The following is a 19,585-nucleotide window of genomic DNA, read 5'->3' on the forward strand; positions in this document are numbered from 1 at the left end:
CGAGCAGGCACGGACGCTATGCACGTCAAGGAGTCACCAAGGACCTGGTGAAGTAACCGGTCGTCGCCGTGGGGCGAACAGCCGTCGACTGCCGACCAGCATGCGAAAGCGCTTACGCGTCAAGAACTGTAGGTCGCGGGCGCCGCGCTGGGAAACGCCCGAAAGTATCGGCCGGACCCCTACCTGGTGATCACCTGTCCTGTCGCAGGTGGCGGCCATGACCGCGTGGGCGGGCGGCGGGCGGCCCGATGAAACACGATGAAACTTTCGCCTACTTCCGCGCGCCGGCCGCGGACCGGCCCGGCCGTCGCGGGGTCAGGTCGCGGCCCGGCGTCGGCGAGGATGAGGGGATGGACGTACGCCCCATCTCACCCTCGGCTCTGGTGGAGGAGCTCGCCGACCGCATCGCCGGCGCCCCCAGGTCCTCCTGGGTGCGCGTGGCCCTGGACGGCGCCCCGGCGGCGCGGCCGGGTGAGCTGGCCGACGCGCTGGCCGGCCCGCTGCGCCTGCGCGGACGCGAGGTCCTGCGGGTCCCGGCCGGCGGCTTCCTGCGTCCGGCCTCACTCCGCTACGAGTACGGCCGCACCGACCCCGATGCCTACTACGACGGCTGGCTGGACTACGGGGCGCTGTCGCGCGAGGTGCTCGCCCCCCTGGACCCGGGCGGGCCGGGGAAGGTGTTGCCCAGCCTGTGGGACGCCGCCACCGACCGCGCCACGCGCGCCCCGTACATGACCCTGCCGCCGGGCGCGGTGGTGCTCATGGACGGCGCCCTGCTGCTCGGCCGCTGGCTGCCGTTCGAGTTCACCGTGCACCTGTGGCTGTCGCCCGGCGCGCTCGCCCGCCGCACCGCCGAGGAATGGCGGTGGACCCTGCCCGCCTACGCCCGGTACGCGGAGGAGGTCGCGCCGCGCGAGACCGCCGATGTCGTGGTCCGCGTGGACGACCCCCGCCATCCGGCGATCATCGCCGCCCTCGGCGCCTGATCACCGGCCATCGGGTCGGCGGGACCGCGCGAGAGGCGACATCGCTCCTGTGGCCGCGGACGCCATGGGGTGTGCGTCGGAGGAGCGTGTCCGCGCGCCACGGAGCGCGTCAGCGGTAGGGGGGCGGGGCACACCCACCTTACGAGGGCATATGTGCCGGCCAGCGGCCGTTGACCTGGGAGAAATGCCGTTCTCTGTTAGGGGCAGGCGGGCGGTGTTACCCGATTCTGCTTCCGGTGAGACGTGGGGGCGTCGAGATGTGTGGAATCTGCGGATGGGTGGACTTCGAGGGTGACCTGCGGGAGTCACGCGACACGCTCAGGGACATGACCGAGACGATGGCCTGCCGCGGGCCCGACGACGAGGGGATGTGGATCTCCGAGCACGGGGCCCTGGGGCATCGGCGGCTGGCGATCATCGACCTCGTGGGAGGCCGCCAGCCCATGGTCGCGGACGAGGATGGCGAGGTGCTCGCCGTCCTCACCTACAGCGGGGAGGTCTACAACTTCCAGGAGCTGCGCGCCGAGCTCGCCGCCCGCGGCCACCGGTTCCGCACGCGCAGCGACACCGAGGTGGTGCTGCGCGCCTACCTCGAATGGGGCGAGGACCTCGCCGAACGCCTGAACGGCATGTACGCCTTCGGCATCTGGGACGCCCGCCGCGAAGAGCTCGTCCTCGTGCGCGACCGCCTCGGCATCAAGCCGCTCTACTACTACCCGACGCCGACGGGCGTGCTGTTCGGCTCCGAACCCAAGGCGATCCTCGCCAACCCCGTGCTGTCGGACCGCGCGGTGGACGCCGACGGCCTTCGTGAGCTGCTGGTGTTCGTCAAGACCCCCGAGTGCGGCATCTTCCGGGGCATGCACGAGGTGCGCCCCGGCGGCATCGTCAAGGTCGGCAGGGAGGGGATCACCAAGCGGCGGTACTGGGGGCTTTCGTCCCACGAGCACCCCGACGACCTGCCCACCACCATCCGCACCGTCCGCGACCTGCTGGACGACATCATCCAGCGCCAGCTGATCTCGGACGTGCCGCTGTGCACCCTGCTGTCCGGCGGCCTGGACTCCAGCGCGGTCACCGCCCTGGCCGGGGAGGCCCTGCGACGGCACGGTGAGGGCAAGCTGCGGTCGTTCGCCGTCGACTTCACCGGCTACACCGAGCACTTCAGTCCCGACGCGATGCGCGACACCCCCGACGCCCCCTTCGTCCATGACCTCGTCCGGCACCTGGAGCACCTGGGCGTCGAGCACAACGACATCGTGCTGGACTCGGCCGACCTGATGGACCCCGCGGTCCGCGCCTCGGTGCTGCGGGCGCGCGACCTGCCGACCGGGGTCGGCGACATGGACACCTCGCTGTACCTGCTGTTCCGTGCCGTGCGGGCGCACTCGACGGTCGCGCTGTCGGGGGAGTCGGCCGACGAGGTCTTCGGCGGGTACCGGTGGTTCCACGACCCCGCCGCCGTCAACGCCGGCACCTTCCCCTGGCTGGCCGCCGGCACCCGCCTGGTCGCCCTGGACCAGGTGCTGGCCCCCGATCTGCTGCGCCTGCTGGACGTCCCCGGCTACCGCGACGAGCGCTACCGGCAGGCCCTGGACGAGGTGCCGCGCCTGCCGGGCGAGACCGGCATGGAGGCCCGCATGCGCGAGGTGAGCTATCTGCACCTCACCCGGTTCGTGCAGATGCTCCTCGACCGCAAGGACCGCATGAGCATGGCCGTGGGACTGGAGGTGCGGGTGCCGTTCTGCGACCACCGCCTGGTGGAGTACGTGTTCAACGCGCCCTGGTCGATGAAGACCTTCGACGGGCGGGAGAAGAGCCTGCTGCGCGCCGCCGCCGCCGACGTGCTCCCCGAGTCGGTGCTGGCCCGCAGGAAGAGCCCCTACCCCTCCACGCAGGACCCCGCCTACGAGAAGGCGCTCAGGGACGAGACCGCCCGGCTGCTCGACAGCGCCGAGTTCCCGGCCGCGTCCATGATCGACGTCCCCAAGGTGCGGGAGATGATCGACCAGCCGCAGGAGGCGGTCAGCCGTCACGACGTGCGCGCCGCGCTGGAGGGCCTGCTCCAGTTCAACGCCTGGCTGGACCGCTACCGGGTGCGGGTCGTCCTGTAGGCCGTCAGCTCTTCGCGGAGGCGCAGGGCGGGCACACGCCGAAGATCTCGACGGTGTGGTCGACGTCGACGAACCCGGCCTCGGCCGCGACGCGCTCGGCCCACCGCTCGACGTCCCTGCCCTCCACCTCGACGCTGCGCCCGCACGCACGGCAGGTGACGTGGTGGTGGTGCCCGCCGGTGGCGCAGCGGCGGTACAGCGTCTCGCCGCTCTCGTCGCGGATGGCGTCGACCGCCTCGTCCTGGCTGAGCACCTGCAGGTGGCGGTAGACCGTGGTCAGGCCGACGCGTTCCCCGCGGCGGCGCAGCTCGGCGTGGATCTCCTGGGCGCTGTGGAAGCCCGACAGCGTGCCGAGCACGGCCATCAGCGCCTCGGCCTGCCGGGTGCCCCGGACGCGCGTGCCCCGGGACGGGGGCCGGTCGAGATGCGAGGACGGCTCGGCCGATCGCGACGTCATGCTGGACCCTCCCCGTCTCGGCGTCCCCCGCGCACGGCCGCCTTCCCGTCACCACGAAGACTAGCAACCGGCACGCCCGCCGCCCGCCTCATGCGCCACCCGCGTCCGCCGCCCGCCCATGCGGTGCACGGCTGGTGCGCCACTCGCGTCCGCCGCCCCGCCTCATGCGCGGCGCCCGCGTTGGGCGCGCATAATTGCCTGGCCCGCTGATTGCCCGCCCGTGCGGCCGGCAGGCCCCGACACAGGGGGCCGTGGCCGGACGCCGGGCCCCGACGAAGGAGCCGACGAGCGTGTCCTGGCGTCACCTGCCCAAGCCCGCGCGTGCCGTCGCCGAGGCGGCCGAGGGGGCGGTGGAGGCCGCCCGCGCCCGCGACCTGCCGGCCTTCGAGCGCGCCGCCGCGGCGCTGGCCGCGCTGGACTCCGAGCACGTCGCCCTGGTGCTCGGCACCGTGACGCGGACGTTGCTGGAAGACCTGCACCCGGGCGGGCTCACCGCCGACGACGTGCGGGCGCTGGTCGGGCGCTGCGCGCGGGAGGCGGCGGGGTGGTTCCCCGCCGTGGACGCCGATGTCCTGGTGATGCTGGTGGCCGGCGCCCTGGGCGTCCACCAGCCGCAGGCGGAGGCGTTCCCGCTGGACGGGGAGGTCGTCGCGCGGCACGCCACGCTGCTGGTCACCGATCTGCTCGCGGTGTCCGGCCATCCGCTCGGCGCGTGCCTGGAGGCCGCGTTCGCAGACATCGCCCTGGTCCAGATCGCGGACACGCCATAGGCGGGGGGCTCAGTACGGCAGGGCCCAATACGGGCGGTTCCGTACGGCAGGCTGTACGGATGGGCTCCATACGGTATGGCTCAGTACGGGCGGTTTTGTACGGCAGGCAGTCCGGCCTCTACGTCCTGGACCGCGCCGACCCGGTCGGCCTGCCGTACGGCAGGGCTCGGTAGGGGCGGCCGAGGTTCGGGCGGGCTCAGTAGAGGTGCGCGGCCGAGCCGGCGAACGCGGGGTGGCGCAGGTGCTCGCGGGTGACCCGCACCCCGGTGGCGCGTTCGGCCAGGGCCATCACGGTGAGGGTGGGGTCGTAGTCGTCATCGTCGAGCGCGGCGTCGGCCTCCTCATCCTTGGTGGGCATGCCCAGGTCGAGCATCTGGGGGAGCAGGCGGTCGGGGTCGTCGCCCCAGCGCGCGTCCGAGCCGTCGGGCTCGAAGCCGGTGACCAGACGGCCGTCGGCGGCGAAGACGAACTGCTGGTCGGCGTTGACGTTGAGGAACACCGCGGCCATGACCGTGCCGGGGGAGAGGCGGCGGACCACCCCGGCCAGCGTCCCGGCGAAGCCGTTATTCTCCAGCAGGGCGGTGCCGCCGATGGCAGGACAGGCGGCGATCGGGAAGTCGAACACCTCCTCAAAAGCACTCCCCGGGAGAGGGGTGACGCCGATGCGGCGTAACGCCTCCTCGGGGTCGACGTCCTTCACCAGGGTCAGGCAGAAGGCCCACCCCTCGTACTCCTCGTCGAACCAGGCATAGTCGGCCGCCGTCGCACCGCTCATCGGGGGGGTCCTCTCCAGTGCCGTTCCAGGAACATGATCTTGCCAGCGGGCACCGACAGAATCGGGGTTCTCCACAGACTTGGACGGACTGGGCCCGGGTTTTCCACAGACCCGGAGTGACTGGCACGGGGTGCCGCGTGCGTCCGGGACAATGGAGGCGTCAGGCTTTCACGGAAGGAAGTACCGATCGTGGCTATGAGCGCTGAGGCCGACTGGGTCTCACGGTTCGCGGACGAGGTCATCGCCGAGGCTGAGCGTCGCGCGCCCGGCAAAGCGATCGTCTGCGCGTCGGGCCTCAGCCCTTCGGGCCCCATCCACCTGGGCAACCTGCGCGAGGTCATGACGCCCCACCTGGTCGCCGACGAGATCCGCCGCCGCGGCCACGAGGCCGTCCACATCATCTCCTGGGACGACTACGACCGCTTCCGCAAGGTGCCCGCGGGCATCGACTCCTCCTGGTCGGAGCACATCGGCAAGCCGCTGACCTCGGTGCCCGCGCCGCCCGGCAGCGAGCACCCCAACTGGGCCGAGCACTTCAAGGCGCAGATGATCGCCGCGCTGGCCGAGCTCGGCGTGGAGTACCGCGGCATCAGCCAGACCGCGCAGTACACCTCGGGCGTCTACCGCGACCAGATCCTGCTGGCGATGCGCGAGCGCGCCCGCATCGACGCGATCCTCGACCGCCACCGCACCAAGGGCAAGACCGCCAAGGCCCCCAAGCAGCAGGGCTCCCTGGACGAGGCCGACGCCGCGGCGGCGGAGGCCGCGGCCGAGGGCTCGGGCGCCGCCTCCGAGGACGACGGCTCGGCCGCGGGCGGCTACTTCCCCTACAAGCCCTACTGCTCGGTCTGCGAACGCGACACCACCACGGTCACCGCCTACGACGACGCCACCACCGAGCTGACCTACACCTGCGCGTGCGGCCACACCGAGACGGTGCTGCTGTCGGAGCACAACCAGGGCAAGCTGGTCTGGAAGGTCGACTGGCCGATGCGCTGGGCCTTCGAAGGGGTGATCTTCGAGCCGTCGGGCGTCGACCACCAGTCGCCCGGCTCGTCCTGGACGGTGGGCGCCCCCATCGTCAAGGAGGTCTTCGGCGCCGAGCGCCCGATCGGGCCGATGTACGCCTTCGTCGGCATCAGCGGCATGGCCAAGATGAGCAGCTCCAAGGGCGCCGTGCCCACCCCGTCGGACGCCCTGGAGATCATGGAGGCGCCGCTGCTGCGCTGGCTGTACGCGCGGCGCAAGCCGAACCAGTCGTTCAAGGTCGCCTTCGACCAGGAGATCCAGCGGCTCTACGACGAGTGGGACGCCCTCGAGCGCAAGATCGACGACGGCACGGCGCTGCCCGCCGACGTCGCCGCCTACACCCGGGCGGTCGGCACCGCCTCCGGCGCGCTGCCCGAGACCCCGCGCCCGCTGCCCTACCGCACGCTGGCCTCGATCGTCGACATCACCACCGGGCACGACGAGCAGACGCTGCGCATCCTGCGCGATCTCGACCCCGGCCACCCGATCACCTCGCTGGAGGAGGCCCGGCCGCGGCTCGACCGCGCGGCGCGGTGGGTCGCCACGCAGGTCCCGGCCGAGCAGCGCACCCGCGTCCGCGACGAGCCGGACACCGCACTGCTGGCCTCGCTGAGCGAGCGCGACCGCGAGTCGCTGCGGCTGATGCTCGACGGCCTTGCCGAGCAGTGGTCGCTCGACGGGCTCACCACGCTGGTGTACGGCGTGCCGAAGGTTCAGGCAGGGCTGGCGCCGGACGCCAAGCCGACCCCCGAGTTGAAGGTCGCCCAGCGCGAGTTCTTCGCCCTGCTCTACACCCTGCTGGTCGGCCGGGACACCGGTCCGCGCCTGCCGACGCTACTGCTCGCCGTAGGCGCCGACCGCGTCCGCAAGCTGCTGGGAGGCTGACCGCCGGCCCACCTGCCCCGCCCCCGCCGCCACGATCGGCGTCCGGCCGCCTGACTTCGTCACCACCGGTCGCCGCCGATCGGCGTCCCGCTCGGCCGTCCTGGTCGCCGGCAGTCGGCGTCCCGGTCGCCTGACCTTGTCACCCCCGGTGGTCACCGGTCGGCGTCCCGGTTGCCGGTCCTGGTCGCCGGCAGTCGGCGTCCCGGGCGTCTGACCTCGTCACCGCCGGTCGGTGTCCTGATCGCTGAGGGGCGCCTGTTCTGGTCGTCGGCGGCCGCCGTTCCGCCTGGGACGGCGGGCCTGAGATCGCCTACCATCCTGATCAGGACGAGTGAGCGGCAAGGAGCGGTGTGAGCGATATCAAGGCGCCAACGGGGGTCGATCCGTCGATCCCCAGCGTCGCGCGGATCTACGACTACTACCTGGGCGGCAAGGACAACTTCGCCTCCGACCGCGCGGCCGCCGAGAAGATCATCGAGCTTCTGCCCAACGTGCGCGACGTGGCCAGGGAGAACCGCGAGTTCCTGGTCCGCACGGTGACGCATCTCACCCGCCAGGGCGTGCGCCAGTTCCTCGACATCGGCGCGGGCCTGCCGACGCAGCGCAACGTGCACCAGGTCGCGCAGGAGCTCGCGCCCGAGTCGCGGGTGGTGTACGTCGACAACGACCCCATCGTGATGGCCCACGCCCGGGCGCTGCTCGCCGAGAACGACCGCGTGATCGCCGTCGGCGCCGACATGCGCGACACCAAGGCGCTCCTCGACCGCCTGGAGATCGTCGAGCATCTCGACTTCTCCCGGCCGGTGGCGATCCTGATGCTCGGCGTCCTGCACTTCATCCCGGACGACGACGAGGCCATGAAGATCGTCACGGTGCTGCGGTCGGCGCTCGTGCCGGGCGGTCATCTGGTCATCTCGCACGGCTCGGTGGGCGAGGTCGACGAGGACAAGGCCCGCGAGGGGCAGCGGGTGTTCAGCCGCACCGCCGCGCCCGGCGTCACCTCCAGGTCGCCCGAGCAGGTGCGGGCCTTCTTCGACGGCCTGGAGCTGGCCGAGCCCGGAGTGGTGCCGCTGCGCGAGTGGCGGCCGGAGCAGGAGCCGGTGCTCGCGCTTCCGGGGGAGGCAGGGGCGGTCGGCGGCGTGGGCCGCGTGCGCTGACCCCGGCAGGAAGCGATCCCTGCAGGAAGCGACCCCGGCGGGAAGCGGCACAGGCACAGGCGGCACAGGCGGGAAGCGGCACGGGCGGGAAGCGGCGCAGGCACAGGGACGCCATGGAGCGCGCGGCGACGTAGAGGGTGGCACAGGGACGTACAGAGGGACACAGGGACATAGGGAGGGCCCCGGCGTGACGCCGGGGCCCTCTCGCATGCCATGGGGTGCCCTTGCGGAAGTATCCGCAGGTAGAAGGGCGGTTAAAAAGAAACTTCATGCTAACCTGCATGGAGGAAAAAAATCGACCACCCTGCCCTCGAGCCCGTATGTTCCCGGCAATCGGGCCCCTGGAGACCACTACATGAAGCGACTCGCAGCGATCGCCGCCGTCGCGGCCCTCGCCGCCGTCACCGCCTGCGGCACTACGGAGACGGCCGGCACGGCCGGGGCGGGCGGTGTCTACACCACGATCGACGGTGCCAAGCAGATCGACGCCACCGCGCCGATCAATCCCTTCAACCCGCAGGGGAGCACGTTCGTCGGGTACGACGCCATGTCGCTGGCCTGGCCGAAGAACAGCCTGACCGATCCCAACCAGTTCTATCCGGGCATCGCCCGCAGCTGGACCGCCACGCCCGACCAGGGCGAGGTCGTGGTTCACCTGCAGCCGCAGGCCCGCTGGTCGGACGGCAAGCCCGTCACCAGCGAGGACATCCGCACCTCGATCGGCCTGGCCTACACCCAGGGCGGCAGCGCCTACACCGTCAACGCCGGCGCGGCGGGCGCGGCGGCCGACATCACGATCGTGGACGCCAAGACCGTCAAGGTCACCCAGGGGGCCAACCGCAGCAACGTGTTCCTGCGCAACGTCCTTTCCACGGTGGTCGTCCCCGCGCACGTCTACGGCAAGCTGCTCCCCGCCGGCTTCTGGACGACCCTCCAGGCCGCCAGGGGAACCGGACCGGCCGCCGACAAGGCCAAGGCCGCGATCACCGGGCTGTCGCAGAAGGTCATCACCTTCGCCCCGCCCGAGGACGTCTCCGCCGGGCCGTTCGTCCTGGAAAGGGTCAACCCCGGCGCGGCGCTGCTGAAGAAGAACCCGTACTTCTACGACGCGGCCCGCATCGCGCCCGACAAGGTCAAGGTGCTCAACTACACCGGCAACGAGCAGATCTGGAACTACCTGGTCACCGGCACGCTGGACAGCGCGCCGTTCACCGCCGTGCCCGCCGCGGTCATGCGCAAGATCAAGCAGACCCCGGGCAACGCGATCCGCAAGGGTTACTCTCCGGTGGCGGCGTCGATGGCGTTCAACCAGGCGCGCAAGCCCTACGACAACGTGCACGTGCGCCGCGCGCTCGCCTACCTCGTCGACCGCGCCCAGGTCACCAAGATCGCCTCGCCGGAGGCGGGGACGCCGTCGCTCACCACCACCGGCATCCACGGCGACTCGGCCAAGGCGTGGCTCGGCGACCGGCTCGCCGCGCTGGACCCCTACAAGGTTGACCCGGCCAAGGCCGACGCCGAGCTCAAGGCCGCCGGCATGGTCAAGAAGGGTGGCGTGTGGGCGATGCCGGACGGCAGCCCGTGGAAGGTGGAGGTCCACGTGCCCGCGTCGTTCTCCGACTGGGTCGCCGCCGCGAAGTCGATCACCAGTCAGCTCAACGACCACGGCATCGAGGCGAGCGTCACCACTTCGGCGGACTACATCCTCTACCTCGACGAGCTGGCCTCGGGCAAGTTCGACATCGGCTTCTGGCTGATGGCGCTCGGGCCCTCGCCGTACAACATCTACCAGCGCCTGTACGGCTCGGCCAACGGCTGGTCGCTGCTCGCCGGGCGGCTGACGCACTCTCCGCCGGGCAAGGACGGAAACTGGATGGGGGGCCCCGAGACGATCGGCGGGGTGAACCCCGGCGAGCTCACCAACCGGCTCAACCTGGCCGCCCCGGACGAACAGAAGCGCATCGTCGCCACGCTGGCCACGCTGACCAACCAGCAGCTGCCGGTGATCCAGATCTACGACTACGTCAACACCCAGTTCATCAACACCGACCGCTACACCGGCTGGCCGCCGGCCGGGAGCGAGGCGCTGCGCCTGCCCGCGGGAGTGTGGATGCAACTCGGGATGATCAAGAAGAAGTAGCCTATGACGACTCTCACGACCCGGCGGACTCCCCGGGTGAACGCAGTGACACGACGGCTTTCCGGGCACGTCGTCCGCGGCCTCGTCATGATCTGGGTGGTCACCACCATCAGCTTCGTGATCATCCGCAACATCCCCGGTAACCCGGTGCTCGGCCAGTACGAGACGCTGATCGAGAAGGGCATGTCGCCCGACCAGGCCGAGCGGGCCACCGCCGCCCTGTACGGGTTCCTGCCCACGGGCAGTCTCTGGGAGCAGTACACCGGATACATGAAGGCGCTGCTGCACCTGGACCTCGGCCAGTCGATCAGCACGCCCGGCACCGAGGTGACGACCCTGCTCACCTCGGCCGCCAAGTGGACCATCCTGCCGGTGCTCGGCGGCACGCTGCTGAGCTTCCTGCTCGGCGTCACGCTCGGGGTGTACGCGGGCATCAAGCGGTCGGGCAAGCTCGGCGACCTGCTGTCGATCTCGGGCTCGCTGCTGCACGGCGTGCCGCAGTACGTCATCGGCCTGCTCATGCTGGCCATCTTCACGACGCTGTGGCCGATCCTGCCCGCGGGCGGCCCGGTCGACGTCGAGTTCGTCCCCGGACTCAACGCCGGCTACCTGGCCTCGCTGGTCCAGCACGCCACGCTGCCGGTGCTGACCTACGCCCTGGCCAGCTACGGCGGCTGGGTGCTGGCGATGAAGTCCAGCGTGGCGACCGTGCTCGGTGACGACTTCATCCTCGCCGCCGAACTGCGCGGCCTCACCCGGGGCGTGCTGTTCCGCTACATCGCCCGCAACGCGATTCTGCCGTTGTTCACGATCCTCGCGCTGTCGCTCGGCATGCTGTTCGGCGGCGCCATCTTCATCGAGCGGATCTTCAACTATCCGGGGCTCGGGCTGCTGCTGGTCAACAGCATCGGCGCCCGCGACTACGCGCTCATGGGAGGAACGTTCCTGGTGACCACGGTGGCCATCATCGTCGCCAACATCGCGGCCGACCTGCTGTACACCGTGATCGACCCGCGGGTGCGGACGGGAGGCGCGGCATGAGCGTGACGGTTCCCCAGACGGCGCTCGGCGACACCCGGGCGGCCCTGCGGCGCAACTTCTGGCGGGGCGTCGCGCGCGTGCTGCGCCGCAAGCCGAGCCGCCTGGCCGGCGTGGTGATCGTCGCCATGTTCCTGCTCATGGCGGCGTTCGGGCCGATGCTGTACCCGGCGCACCTGCCGCGCGACGACAACGCCCTCTACGCCCCGCCGAGCTTCGCCCACCCGTTCGGCACCGACTTCGAGGGCACCGACGTGCTCGCGCTGGTGGTCACCGGCGCCCGGTACGTCATCCTCACCGGCCTGGCCACGGCGGTCATCACCGTCGCGGCGGGCACGGTGCTCGGCCTGCTCGCCGGGTTCCACCGGGGACGGTGGGACACCGTGCTCATGCGGATCACCGACCTGCAGCTCACCATCCCCGGCCTGCCGCTGCTGCTGGTGCTGTCGACGGTCTGGAAGTTCCAGGGGCCGCTGGAGATGGGCCTGGTGCTCGGCCTGCTGGGCTGGGGCGGCATCGCCCGCGCCGTGCGCTCGCAGACGCTGTCCCTGCGCGAACGGGGGTTCATCGAGGCGGCCCGGGGGCTCGGGCTGTCCACCGCCCACATCGTCGGGCGCGAGCTGCTGCCCAGCATGGCGCCCTACATCGCGATGAACATGCTCATCGCCGTCACCGGCGCCATCTACGCCCAGGTCGGCCTGTTCTTCCTCGGTGTGCTGCCCTTCGACTCCAACAACTGGGGTGTGATGCTCAACCTGGCCGTCTTCGGCGGCGGGGCGCTGACCAGCACCGCCGCGCTGCCGTACCTGCTGGCGCCGCTGCTGGCGATCCTGCTGCTCACGCTCGGCATCGTGCTCATCGTCGACGCGATGGACGAGATCTTCAACCCGCGCCTGCGTGAGGAGTAACCGGTGACCACCATCTCCCACGGGGTCGGGGAGTCTCCCCGCCCCGAGTCCTCCGCCGTCCCCGGCCTGGTCGTGGGCACCGCCGCGGCGACGGCGCCCGGGGTGCGGGTCCGCGACCTCACCGTGGTCTACCGGACGCCGCTCGGGGAGCTGCCCGCCCTCGGCGGCGTCAGCCTCACGGTCGAGCCGGGCACCATCACCGGCATCGTGGGGGAGTCCGGCTCCGGCAAGTCCACGCTGGCGCTCTCGCTGCTCAACGCCGTCCAGCCGCCCGGCCGCATCGCCGGCGGCAGCGTGGAGATCGACGGGCTCGGCGACGTCGTGGACCTGGCGGGCGACCGGCTGCGCCGGGCGCGCGGCCGGCACCTCGGGTACGTGTTCCAGGCCGCCCAGAACTCCCTGAACCCGCTCAAGACGATCGGCAAGCAGCTGCTGGACCTCGGCCGTTCGCACGACGTGGACGACCTTCCCGCCCTCGTGCGGGACGCCAAGAGCCTGCTGGAGCGGATGGGCCTGGACGGCGCCCGCGTGCTGGACTCCCACCAGCACGAGCTGTCCGGCGGCATGCGCCAGCGGGTGGGCATCATGCTCGCGCTGGTGCTCAACGCCCGGCTGGTCATCCTCGACGAGCCCACCACCGCGCTCGACATGATCACCCAGGCGACCATCCTGCGCATCGTCCGCGAGATCCACCAGGAGCGCGGGCTGACCACGCTGATGGTCACCCACGACATGGGCGTGGCCGCCGAGGTCACCGACCGGCTCGCCGTCATGTACGGCGGGCGGGTGGTCGAGCACGGCCCGACCATGGAGGTGCTCGGCTCGCCCCGCCACCCCTACACCCGCGGGCTGATCCAGGCGATCCCCCGTCTGTCGGGCGACATCACCCAGTCGCGCGCGCTGCCCGGACGCCCGCCCACGCTCGGCACCGTGCCCAAGCGGGGATGCGTCTTCCAGGAGCGCTGCCCGCTCCGCATGGAGGTCTGCGAGACCGTGGAACCGCCGTCCGTCATCGAGAACGGCAGAACCGTCGCCTGTCACGCCGCCGAGGCGGCCAGGCCCGCCGAACGCCGCAAGGAGCACGCGTGATCACCGGGACCGGCATCACCAGGACCTACAAGCAGCGCGGCGACGTCCTCGGCGCTCGCGAGGTCAAGGCGCTGCGCGGCATCGACTTCACCGTCCCCAAGGGCGGCGCGGTGTCGTTCATCGGCGAGTCCGGATGCGGCAAGACCACTCTCGGCCGCATCGTCGCCGGGCTGGAGACCTACGACTCCGGCGAGATCGTCATCGACGGCACGCCGATGACGCCGCTCAGCCCGCGCCGCCGCCGGCCGTACTTCCGGCGCATCCAGCTCATCCACCAGGACCCCTACTCCGCGCTCAACCCGACCCGCACGATCCACCAGACCCTGCGGGCGCCGCTCGCGCTGCGCGCCTCGCAGACCGGCCGCCCCTCGTCCTGGATCGACGCCCGCGCGGAGGAACTGCTCGCGCTGGTGGGCATCGACCCGGGCTACGTGCTCGGCCGCTACCCCCACCAGCTCTCGGGCGGCATGCGCCAGCGCGTCGTCATCGCCCGCGCGCTCACCGTGGACCCCGAGATGCTGGTCGCCGACGAGTCGGTCTCCATGATCGACGTGTCGATGCGGCTGAGCATCCTCGCCCTGCTCAAGGACCTGCGCGAGCGGCTCGGGGTGAGCCTGCTGTTCATCACCCACGACATCGCCACCGCCCGGTACATCGGCGGCCAGGGGGAGCTGTACGTGCTCTACCGGGGGCAGGTGGTGGAGCGCGGGCTCACCGAGACCGTCATCACCGGGCCCGTCCACCCCTACACCCAGGCGCTGCTGTCGGCGATCCCCGTGCTGCACGGGCTGGAGCGGCCCGGGCGCGAGCGCGTCGTGCCGACCGAGGCGCTGAACGAGCGCCACGCCGACGAGGGGTGCCTGTTCGCTCCCCGATGCCCGTTCCGCACCGAGCGGTGCGAGAAGGAACGGCCGATACTGGCCGGCTGCGTGGAGAGCACGCACGAGCACGCCTGCTTCCACCCGCAGCGCCGCGAGGTCATCCCCGTGGAGGCCGTGGCGTGAGCGGCGTCCCCGAGAGCCCCGGCCCCCAGAACGGCCCCCAGAACGGCCCCCAGAACGGCTCCGAGAACGGCTCCGCGTCCGTGCCCGGCTCCCAGGTCGCGGGTCTGGCGGGCGGCTTCGAGGGCGCCGAGCTCGCGAACGGCCTGCACGGGGCCGGGCCCGCGCACGGGCCCGCGGGCGTCCGTCCCGTGCTGCCTTCCGAGCTGGCGATCGTCGGGGAGGTGGCCCGCGAGGCGCTCGTCTTCGACGCCGAGGACGCGTCGCTGATCGTGTCCCGGCTGGCCGCGCCGCCCGAGGGCCGCGAGTGGACGGCGCTCACCCTGCCGTGCCTGGACGGGGTCGTGTTCGTCTCGTTGTCGGCCACCGAGGGGGTCGGGCACGTGGACCTGCTGGCCGTGCGGCCCGCGGCGCGGGGACGCGGGCTCGGCAGGACTCTGCTGCGCGCCGCCGAGGAGTGGCTGCGCGAGCGCGGCGTGCGGGAGGTCCGGCTGGCCGGCAACCCGCCCTGCTACGCCTGGCCGGGCATCGACGTGCGTTACACCCCGGCGGTCTGCCTGGCCGAGAGCCTGGGTTACGAGCGTCACCGCACCGCCTGGAACATGACCGCCGACCTGGCGCCGTTCGCGCCCGGCGCCACACAGGACCAGGAGGCCGGGCGGCTCGCGGCGGCCGGGGTCGCGGTGCGCACGGCCGCTCCGGGGGAGCGGGGCGAGGTGGCCGCGTTCGTCCGGCGGCACTGGAACGACGCCTGGGCCTGGGAGGTCGAGCAGGCGACCGGCTGCCACTACGCCGTCCGCGACGGCGAGATCCTCGGCTTCGCCGCCTGGGGCGCCCGGCCCGGGTGGTTCGGCCCGATGGGCACCGACGAAGCGGCCCGCGGGCTCGGCGTCGGCCGCGTCCTGCTGCGGCGCTGCCTGGCAGAACAGGCCGCCGCCGGCCTGCGCACCACCCAGATCGGCTGGGTGGGCCCGGTCCGCTTCTACGCCAGGGCCGTCGGCGCGCGCGTGGAGCGGGTGTTCTGGCTCTACCGCCGCCACCTCGACTGAACCCGCCGCGCCCGGGCCGCGGCCCCGGCGAGCATCAGCACGACCCCCGGAAGATGAGGAGAGCCACGATGCGACCATTCGCCCCGCCGGCCACGACGGAGCAGATAGATCCGCGCTACCGCCAGATCGACCGCCTGCCGACCGACGAGATCGCGCGGCTGATGAACGCGGCCGACTCCACGGTGCCGGCGGCGGTGGCCAGGGCGGTGCCGGAGATCTCCGCCGCGATCGACGGCATCGTCGCCCGCATGCGCGGCGGCGGGCGGCTGCTGTACGTGGGCGCGGGGACCTCCGGGCGGCTCGCGGTGCTGGACGCCTCGGAGTGCCCGCCGACGTTCGGCACCGATCCCGGGACGGTGCGCGGGATCATCGCCGGCGGGACGCCCGCGCTGACCCGGTCGGTCGAGGGGGCCGAGGACGACGCGGAGGCGGGCGCCGCCGCCATGCGCGAGCACGGCGTCGGTCCGGCGGACGCGGTGGTGGGCCTGTCCGCCAGCGGGCGCGCGCCGTTCGTCGTCGCCGCCGTCGCGCAGGCCCGCCGGCTGGGCGCTCTGACGGCGGGGCTGTCGTGCAACGTCGGCACGCCGCTGTCGGAGGCGGCCGACCACGCGATCGAGGTCATCGTCGGCCCCGAGGTGGTGGCCGGCTCGACGCGCCTGAAGGCCGGCACGGCGCAGAAGCTCGTGCTCAACATGATCTCGACCATCTCCATGATCAAGTGCGGCCGGACCTTCGGGAACTACATGGTCGAGGTGTCGGCGAGCAACACCAAGCTCGTCGCGCGGGCGGCGCGCATCGTCGCCGAGATCACCGGCGCCGACATCGCCGTGGCCCGCCGGGCTCTGGAGGAGGCCGGGCACCAGGTCAAGACCGCCGTCGTCATGGTGCGCCGCGGCCTGGCCGCCGACGAGGCCCGCCTGCTGCTGGCCGCCTACGACGACCGCCTCGACCTCGTCCTGGACGCCCGCCCGGCGTGACCTCTCCGCACGCGGGCAGCCCGCGGAGGCCGGGCGCGACGGGGCGCGGCGGCCACCCGGGCAAGGCCCGCGAAGCCCCGGTCCGGCCGGTCTCGCCGGGCTGCCGCGGGGCTGTCCGGGGTGGATGGGCATAATTCACAGACATGTCTCCCCGCATCGACCTGACCTGGCCGTCTGTGCCCGACGACGCGCTCCTCGAACAGGTGCACCGCGTGATCCACGCGGTCGTGGCGGCCGGCGGCGCGGTCGGCTACCTCACCCCGCCCGGCAGGCGGGAGACCGACCTGCTGGTGGAGGAGATCCTCGCCGACGCCCGGCACGGCCGGGCGGCCCTGGCCCTGGCCCGGGTGGACGGCGTGGTCCAGGCGATGGGCCTGTGGAAGCGCGCCTCCGCCCAGGTGTTCGCGCACTCCGGCGAGATCGGCAAGGTCATGGCGCACCCGGCGGCGCGCGGCCTCGGCCTCGGCCGCCTGGTCCTCGCCGGCCTGGTCGACAGCGCGCGTGCCGCCGGGCTGGAGACCCTGACCCTCGGGGCGCGCGGCAACAACCACGGGGCCATCGAACTGTACGAGGAGATGGGCTTTCGCGAGTGGGGACGGCTGCCGAACGTCATCGAGGTCGGCATGGAGCGCTTCGACGAGGTCCGGATGTACCTCGACCTGGGCACCCGCGATCCCCGGGTCGTGCTGCGCGGCTCGCCTCCCGGCGGCGCGGGCTCCTCACCGCGGCGGCGGCTGCGCGCCGGCGGACGGGGTGAGGGCCACAGAAACGGGCATATCTCCCAGTGACCCGCGGCCGGCCCGGACGTCCTCCGGGCATCCGGCCGAGCTCCGGCGATGGGAGGGCGCGGATGCCGGTACAGGTGCGCCGCGTCTACGACGCCCCGGACCCCGGGGACGGCGCCCGCCTGCTGGTGGACCGCCTGTGGCCGCGCGGCGTGGCCAAGGAGGCGGCCCACGTGGACGAGTGGCTCAAGGACGTGGCGCCGTCCGGCGAGCTGCGCACGTGGTACGGCCACGATCCCGCGAAGTTCGATGCCTTCCGCGACCGCTACCTCACCGAGCTGGACGACCCGGCCCGCCGCCGCGCCCTGGACCGCATCGCGGAGCTGGCGCGGGAAGGCCCGGTGACGCTGCTGACCGCCACCCGGGACGCCGGGCGCAGCCACGCCGCCGTCCTGGCCGGCCTGCTCGGCGAGGCCAGGAGCGGCGCGAAGGCGCCCAGGTGAGGGACGGGCCGGCTCAATGGGTACACCCCGTCCCTCACGTCGGGCGGCCACAGGCCGTCAGGTGTGCTGGGCACCTGACGGCCTCGGGGACCGTCAGGGGGTGAGCAGGACCTTCACGGCGCCGTCCCGCTTCTTCTGGAAGATCTCGTACCCGTGCGGGGCCTGGTCCAGCGGCAGGCGGTGGGTGGCCAGGTCCATGACGCCCAGCGGGTCGGTGTCGTCGCTCACCAGCGGCAGCACGTCGTCGATCCAGCGCCTGACGTGGGCCTGTCCCATGCGCAGGGTCACGCCCTTGTCGAACAGGCGCAGCATCGGCATCGGGTCGGCCATGCCTCCGTAGACGCCGGAGATCGAGATGGTCCCGGCGCGCCGCACGGTCTCGATGGCCTGGTTCAGCGCGGCCAGCCGGTCGACGCCCGCGTTGCGCATGAACGGGGCGGCCACCGCGTCGGGCAGCAGCCCGGTGGCGCTCTGGGCCAGCTTGGCCAGTGGCGAGCCGTGCGCCTCCATGCCGACCGCGTCGATCACCGAGTCGGTGCCCCGCCCGCCGGTCAGCTCGCGGACCGCCTCAGGGACGTCGTCGCACTCGCGCGCGTCGATGACCTCGACGCCGTGGCGGCGGGCCATCGCCAGGCGCTCGGGCACGCCGTCCACCGCGATCACCCGGTGCCCGAGGTGCCGAGCCACGCGCGCGGACATCTGCCCGATCGGCCCGAGGCCGAACACCGTGACGCTGCCCCCTTCAGGGATGTCCGCCCAGGCCACGGCCTGCCAGGCCGTGGGCAGCACGTCCGACAGATAGACGAACCGCTCGTCGGGCGGGCCCTGCGGCACCTTGATCGGGCCGAACTGCGCCTGCGGCACCCGGAGGTACTCGGCCTGCCCGCCGGGCACCTGGCCGTACAGCTTGGTGTAGCCGAACAGCGCGGCGCCGGTGCCGTGCTCGCGCACCTGCGTCGTCTCGCACTGCGCGTACAGCTTCATGCCGCACATGTGGCAGTGGCCGCAGGAGATGTTGAAGGGGATGACCACCCGGTCGCCGGGGGCGATGTGGGTCACCTCGGCGCCGACCTCCTGGACGATGCCCATGGGCTCATGGCCGAGGATGTCGCCCTCGGTCATGAACGGGCCCATGATCTCGTACAGGTGCAGGTCGGAGCCGCAGATGCCGGTGGAGGTCACCTTGATGACCGCGTCGGTCGGTTCCTTGATCGCCGGGTCGGGGACCTCCTCGACCCGTACGTCGCGCTTGCCGTGCCAGGTGACGGCTTTCATGGTCTGCTTCCTCCACCCCGATGGTCCCAGTTGCTGTCGGTTCCGTCATGGCCGCCCGTGGCGGCCGTTCCGCCGGCGGCCGTTCCGCGAAAGCCGTCCGCGATGCCCGTCGGGGCCGTCACAACCGGCCGGCGGTGACCGACCGGCGGCCGAGCGCGAAGCCCAGCGCGATCATGCCGAGGCCGAGGAGCAGGTGCAGCCAGTTGTCGGCGCCGTTGACCGGGACGAAGTTGGCCGCGGTGTCGTGGCCGACGAGCATGCCGTACACCCACAGCAGCAGGTAGATCGCGCCGCCGCCGATGAGGAAGGCGCGCGCGCCCTGCCACGTGCGGGCCAGGACGATGCCGGCGACGCCGAACAGCAGGTGCACTATGTTGTGCAGGATCGACACCTCGAAGACGCCGAGGAGCATCGCGTCCGAGTGATGGCCGGCGAACTGCAGGTCGTCCAGGTTCGTGGTGACACCGGGGATGAAGCCCAGCACGCCGACGACGAGGAACACCACTCCCACCACGAGCGAGGCCGTCTGCAGCGGCGTGCGCGCGGTTCGCGTGTGGATCGCGTTCATGGGCCCTCCAGTTTGCAATACACGGGCGTGGTCGCCCAGACCCCCGCTACCCCTGTCCGCCGTGCCTATACAAGGTCGTTCACCTGACGCTGACTTCGGCGGTCGCGGAGCCCGCGAATATCCTGCAAAAGGGCCTTTT

General features: G+C 72.2%; 18 protein-coding genes. 14 read left to right on the top strand and 4 right to left on the bottom strand.

Translation table 11 applies throughout. The annotated features are described in order from the left end of the window. The first annotated feature begins 350 nt into the window (after window positions 1–350). Window positions 351–986, top strand: coding sequence for a uridine kinase (locus ABZU32_RS10625; RefSeq protein WP_354919998.1), 636 nt, complete (start codon window positions 351–353; stop codon window positions 984–986). Between the two features lie 257 nt (window positions 987–1,243). After that, on the top strand, window positions 1,244–3,100 hold the full coding sequence (asnB, locus tag ABZU32_RS10630) for an asparagine synthase (glutamine-hydrolyzing) (RefSeq protein WP_354920219.1): 1,857 nt from the start codon (window positions 1,244–1,246) through the stop codon (window positions 3,098–3,100). Window positions 3,101–3,104: 4 nt separating this feature from the next. On the opposite strand, the gene ABZU32_RS10635 is transcribed toward asnB, so the two are convergent. Continuing rightward, window positions 3,105–3,557: a Fur family transcriptional regulator gene (locus ABZU32_RS10635; protein ID WP_354920000.1), complete on the bottom strand. Its 453-nt coding sequence runs from the start codon at window positions 3,555–3,557 to the stop codon at window positions 3,105–3,107. Between the two features lie 290 nt (window positions 3,558–3,847). On the opposite strand from ABZU32_RS10635, the gene ABZU32_RS10640 reads away from it, so the two are divergent. Further along, window positions 3,848–4,327: a hypothetical protein gene (locus ABZU32_RS10640; RefSeq protein ID WP_354920003.1), complete on the top strand. Its 480-nt coding sequence runs from the start codon at window positions 3,848–3,850 to the stop codon at window positions 4,325–4,327. A 196-nt stretch (window positions 4,328–4,523) separates the two neighbouring features. On the opposite strand, the gene ABZU32_RS10645 is transcribed toward ABZU32_RS10640, so the two are convergent. Beyond that, a complete protein-coding gene (locus tag ABZU32_RS10645; protein ID WP_354920006.1) occupies window positions 4,524–5,102 on the bottom strand; it encodes a DUF6461 domain-containing protein in 579 nt (192 codons plus the stop codon). Between the two features lie 195 nt (window positions 5,103–5,297). On the opposite strand from ABZU32_RS10645, the gene lysS reads away from it, so the two are divergent. The 11 genes from lysS to ABZU32_RS10700 all read left to right on the top strand — a co-directional run bounded on the left by lysS (window position 5,298) and on the right by ABZU32_RS10700 (window position 17,603). Then, window positions 5,298–7,016, top strand: coding sequence for a lysine--tRNA ligase (lysS, locus tag ABZU32_RS10650; protein ID WP_354920222.1), 1,719 nt, complete (start codon window positions 5,298–5,300; stop codon window positions 7,014–7,016). A 350-nt stretch (window positions 7,017–7,366) separates the two neighbouring features. After that, complete coding sequence (locus ABZU32_RS10655; RefSeq protein ID WP_354841199.1) at window positions 7,367–8,173, top strand: SAM-dependent methyltransferase; 807 nt, start codon at window positions 7,367–7,369, stop codon at window positions 8,171–8,173. Window positions 8,174–8,528: 355 nt separating this feature from the next. Then, entirely contained in the window at window positions 8,529–10,313 is a 1,785-nt protein-coding gene (locus ABZU32_RS10660; protein WP_354920009.1) for an ABC transporter substrate-binding protein, read from the top strand. Window positions 10,314–10,358: 45 nt separating this feature from the next. Beyond that, window positions 10,359–11,354, top strand: coding sequence for an ABC transporter permease (locus ABZU32_RS10665; RefSeq protein ID WP_354920012.1), 996 nt, complete (start codon window positions 10,359–10,361; stop codon window positions 11,352–11,354). Beyond that, window positions 11,351–12,259: an ABC transporter permease gene (locus ABZU32_RS10670; protein WP_354841207.1), complete on the top strand. Its 909-nt coding sequence runs from the start codon at window positions 11,351–11,353 to the stop codon at window positions 12,257–12,259. Before ABZU32_RS10665 ends, ABZU32_RS10670 begins: the two co-directional genes overlap by 4 nt. Window positions 12,260–12,262: 3 nt before the next feature. After that, window positions 12,263–13,348, top strand: coding sequence for an ABC transporter ATP-binding protein (locus tag ABZU32_RS10675; protein WP_354920015.1), 1,086 nt, complete (start codon window positions 12,263–12,265; stop codon window positions 13,346–13,348). Further along, the gene (locus ABZU32_RS10680; RefSeq protein ID WP_354920018.1) at window positions 13,345–14,352 is read left to right on the top strand and encodes an ABC transporter ATP-binding protein; all 1,008 of its coding nucleotides are present in this window, start codon (window positions 13,345–13,347) and stop codon (window positions 14,350–14,352) included. The genes ABZU32_RS10675 and ABZU32_RS10680 overlap by 4 nt, the downstream gene beginning before the upstream one ends. Then, entirely contained in the window at window positions 14,349–15,398 is a 1,050-nt protein-coding gene (locus ABZU32_RS10685; protein WP_354920021.1) for a GNAT family N-acetyltransferase, read from the top strand. Before ABZU32_RS10680 ends, ABZU32_RS10685 begins: the two co-directional genes overlap by 4 nt. A 68-nt stretch (window positions 15,399–15,466) precedes the next feature. After that, window positions 15,467–16,375 (top strand): N-acetylmuramic acid 6-phosphate etherase, encoded by a 909-nt coding sequence (murQ, locus tag ABZU32_RS10690; RefSeq protein ID WP_354841219.1) that lies wholly within the window; start codon window positions 15,467–15,469, stop codon window positions 16,373–16,375. Between the two features lie 143 nt (window positions 16,376–16,518). Further along, window positions 16,519–17,163 (top strand): GNAT family N-acetyltransferase, encoded by a 645-nt coding sequence (locus ABZU32_RS10695; RefSeq protein WP_354920024.1) that lies wholly within the window; start codon window positions 16,519–16,521, stop codon window positions 17,161–17,163. Between the two features lie 62 nt (window positions 17,164–17,225). After that, on the top strand, window positions 17,226–17,603 hold the full coding sequence (locus ABZU32_RS10700; protein ID WP_354920027.1) for a DUF488 family protein: 378 nt from the start codon (window positions 17,226–17,228) through the stop codon (window positions 17,601–17,603). Between the two features lie 93 nt (window positions 17,604–17,696). Here ABZU32_RS10700 and ABZU32_RS10705 read toward each other — a convergent pair whose 3' ends face one another. Together ABZU32_RS10705 and ABZU32_RS10710 are read right to left on the bottom strand one after the other, a co-directional pair. Beyond that, entirely contained in the window at window positions 17,697–18,878 is a 1,182-nt protein-coding gene (locus ABZU32_RS10705) for a zinc-dependent alcohol dehydrogenase (protein WP_354841226.1), read from the bottom strand. A 118-nt stretch (window positions 18,879–18,996) separates the two neighbouring features. Then, a complete protein-coding gene (locus ABZU32_RS10710) occupies window positions 18,997–19,446 on the bottom strand; it encodes a DUF4383 domain-containing protein (protein WP_354841228.1) in 450 nt (149 codons plus the stop codon). Window positions 19,447–19,585 lie beyond the last annotated feature (139 nt).

The sequence above is a fragment of the Sphaerisporangium sp. NPDC005288 genome (assembly GCF_040607475.1).
GTDB lineage: Bacteria > Actinomycetota > Actinomycetes > Streptosporangiales > Streptosporangiaceae > Sphaerisporangium > Sphaerisporangium rhizosphaerae.

Coding starts and splice junctions, on each gene's coding strand:
- ABZU32_RS10625 (WP_354919998.1), top strand. CDS start 351: ATGGACGTACGCCCCATCTCACCCTCGGCTCTGGTGGAGGAGCTCGCC.
- asnB (WP_354920219.1), top strand. CDS start 1,244: ATGTGTGGAATCTGCGGATGGGTGGACTTCGAGGGTGACCTGCGGGAG.
- ABZU32_RS10635 (WP_354920000.1), bottom strand. CDS start 3,557: ATGACGTCGCGATCGGCCGAGCCGTCCTCGCATCTCGACCGGCCCCCG.
- ABZU32_RS10645 (WP_354920006.1), bottom strand. CDS start 5,102: ATGAGCGGTGCGACGGCGGCCGACTATGCCTGGTTCGACGAGGAGTAC.
- lysS (WP_354920222.1), top strand. CDS start 5,298: ATGAGCGCTGAGGCCGACTGGGTCTCACGGTTCGCGGACGAGGTCATC.
- ABZU32_RS10660 (WP_354920009.1), top strand. CDS start 8,529: ATGAAGCGACTCGCAGCGATCGCCGCCGTCGCGGCCCTCGCCGCCGTC.
- ABZU32_RS10670 (WP_354841207.1), top strand. CDS start 11,351: ATGAGCGTGACGGTTCCCCAGACGGCGCTCGGCGACACCCGGGCGGCC.
- murQ (WP_354841219.1), top strand. CDS start 15,467: ATGCGACCATTCGCCCCGCCGGCCACGACGGAGCAGATAGATCCGCGC.
- ABZU32_RS10695 (WP_354920024.1), top strand. CDS start 16,519: ATGTCTCCCCGCATCGACCTGACCTGGCCGTCTGTGCCCGACGACGCG.
- ABZU32_RS10700 (WP_354920027.1), top strand. CDS start 17,226: ATGCCGGTACAGGTGCGCCGCGTCTACGACGCCCCGGACCCCGGGGAC.
- ABZU32_RS10705 (WP_354841226.1), bottom strand. CDS start 18,878: ATGAAAGCCGTCACCTGGCACGGCAAGCGCGACGTACGGGTCGAGGAG.
- ABZU32_RS10710 (WP_354841228.1), bottom strand. CDS start 19,446: ATGAACGCGATCCACACGCGAACCGCGCGCACGCCGCTGCAGACGGCC.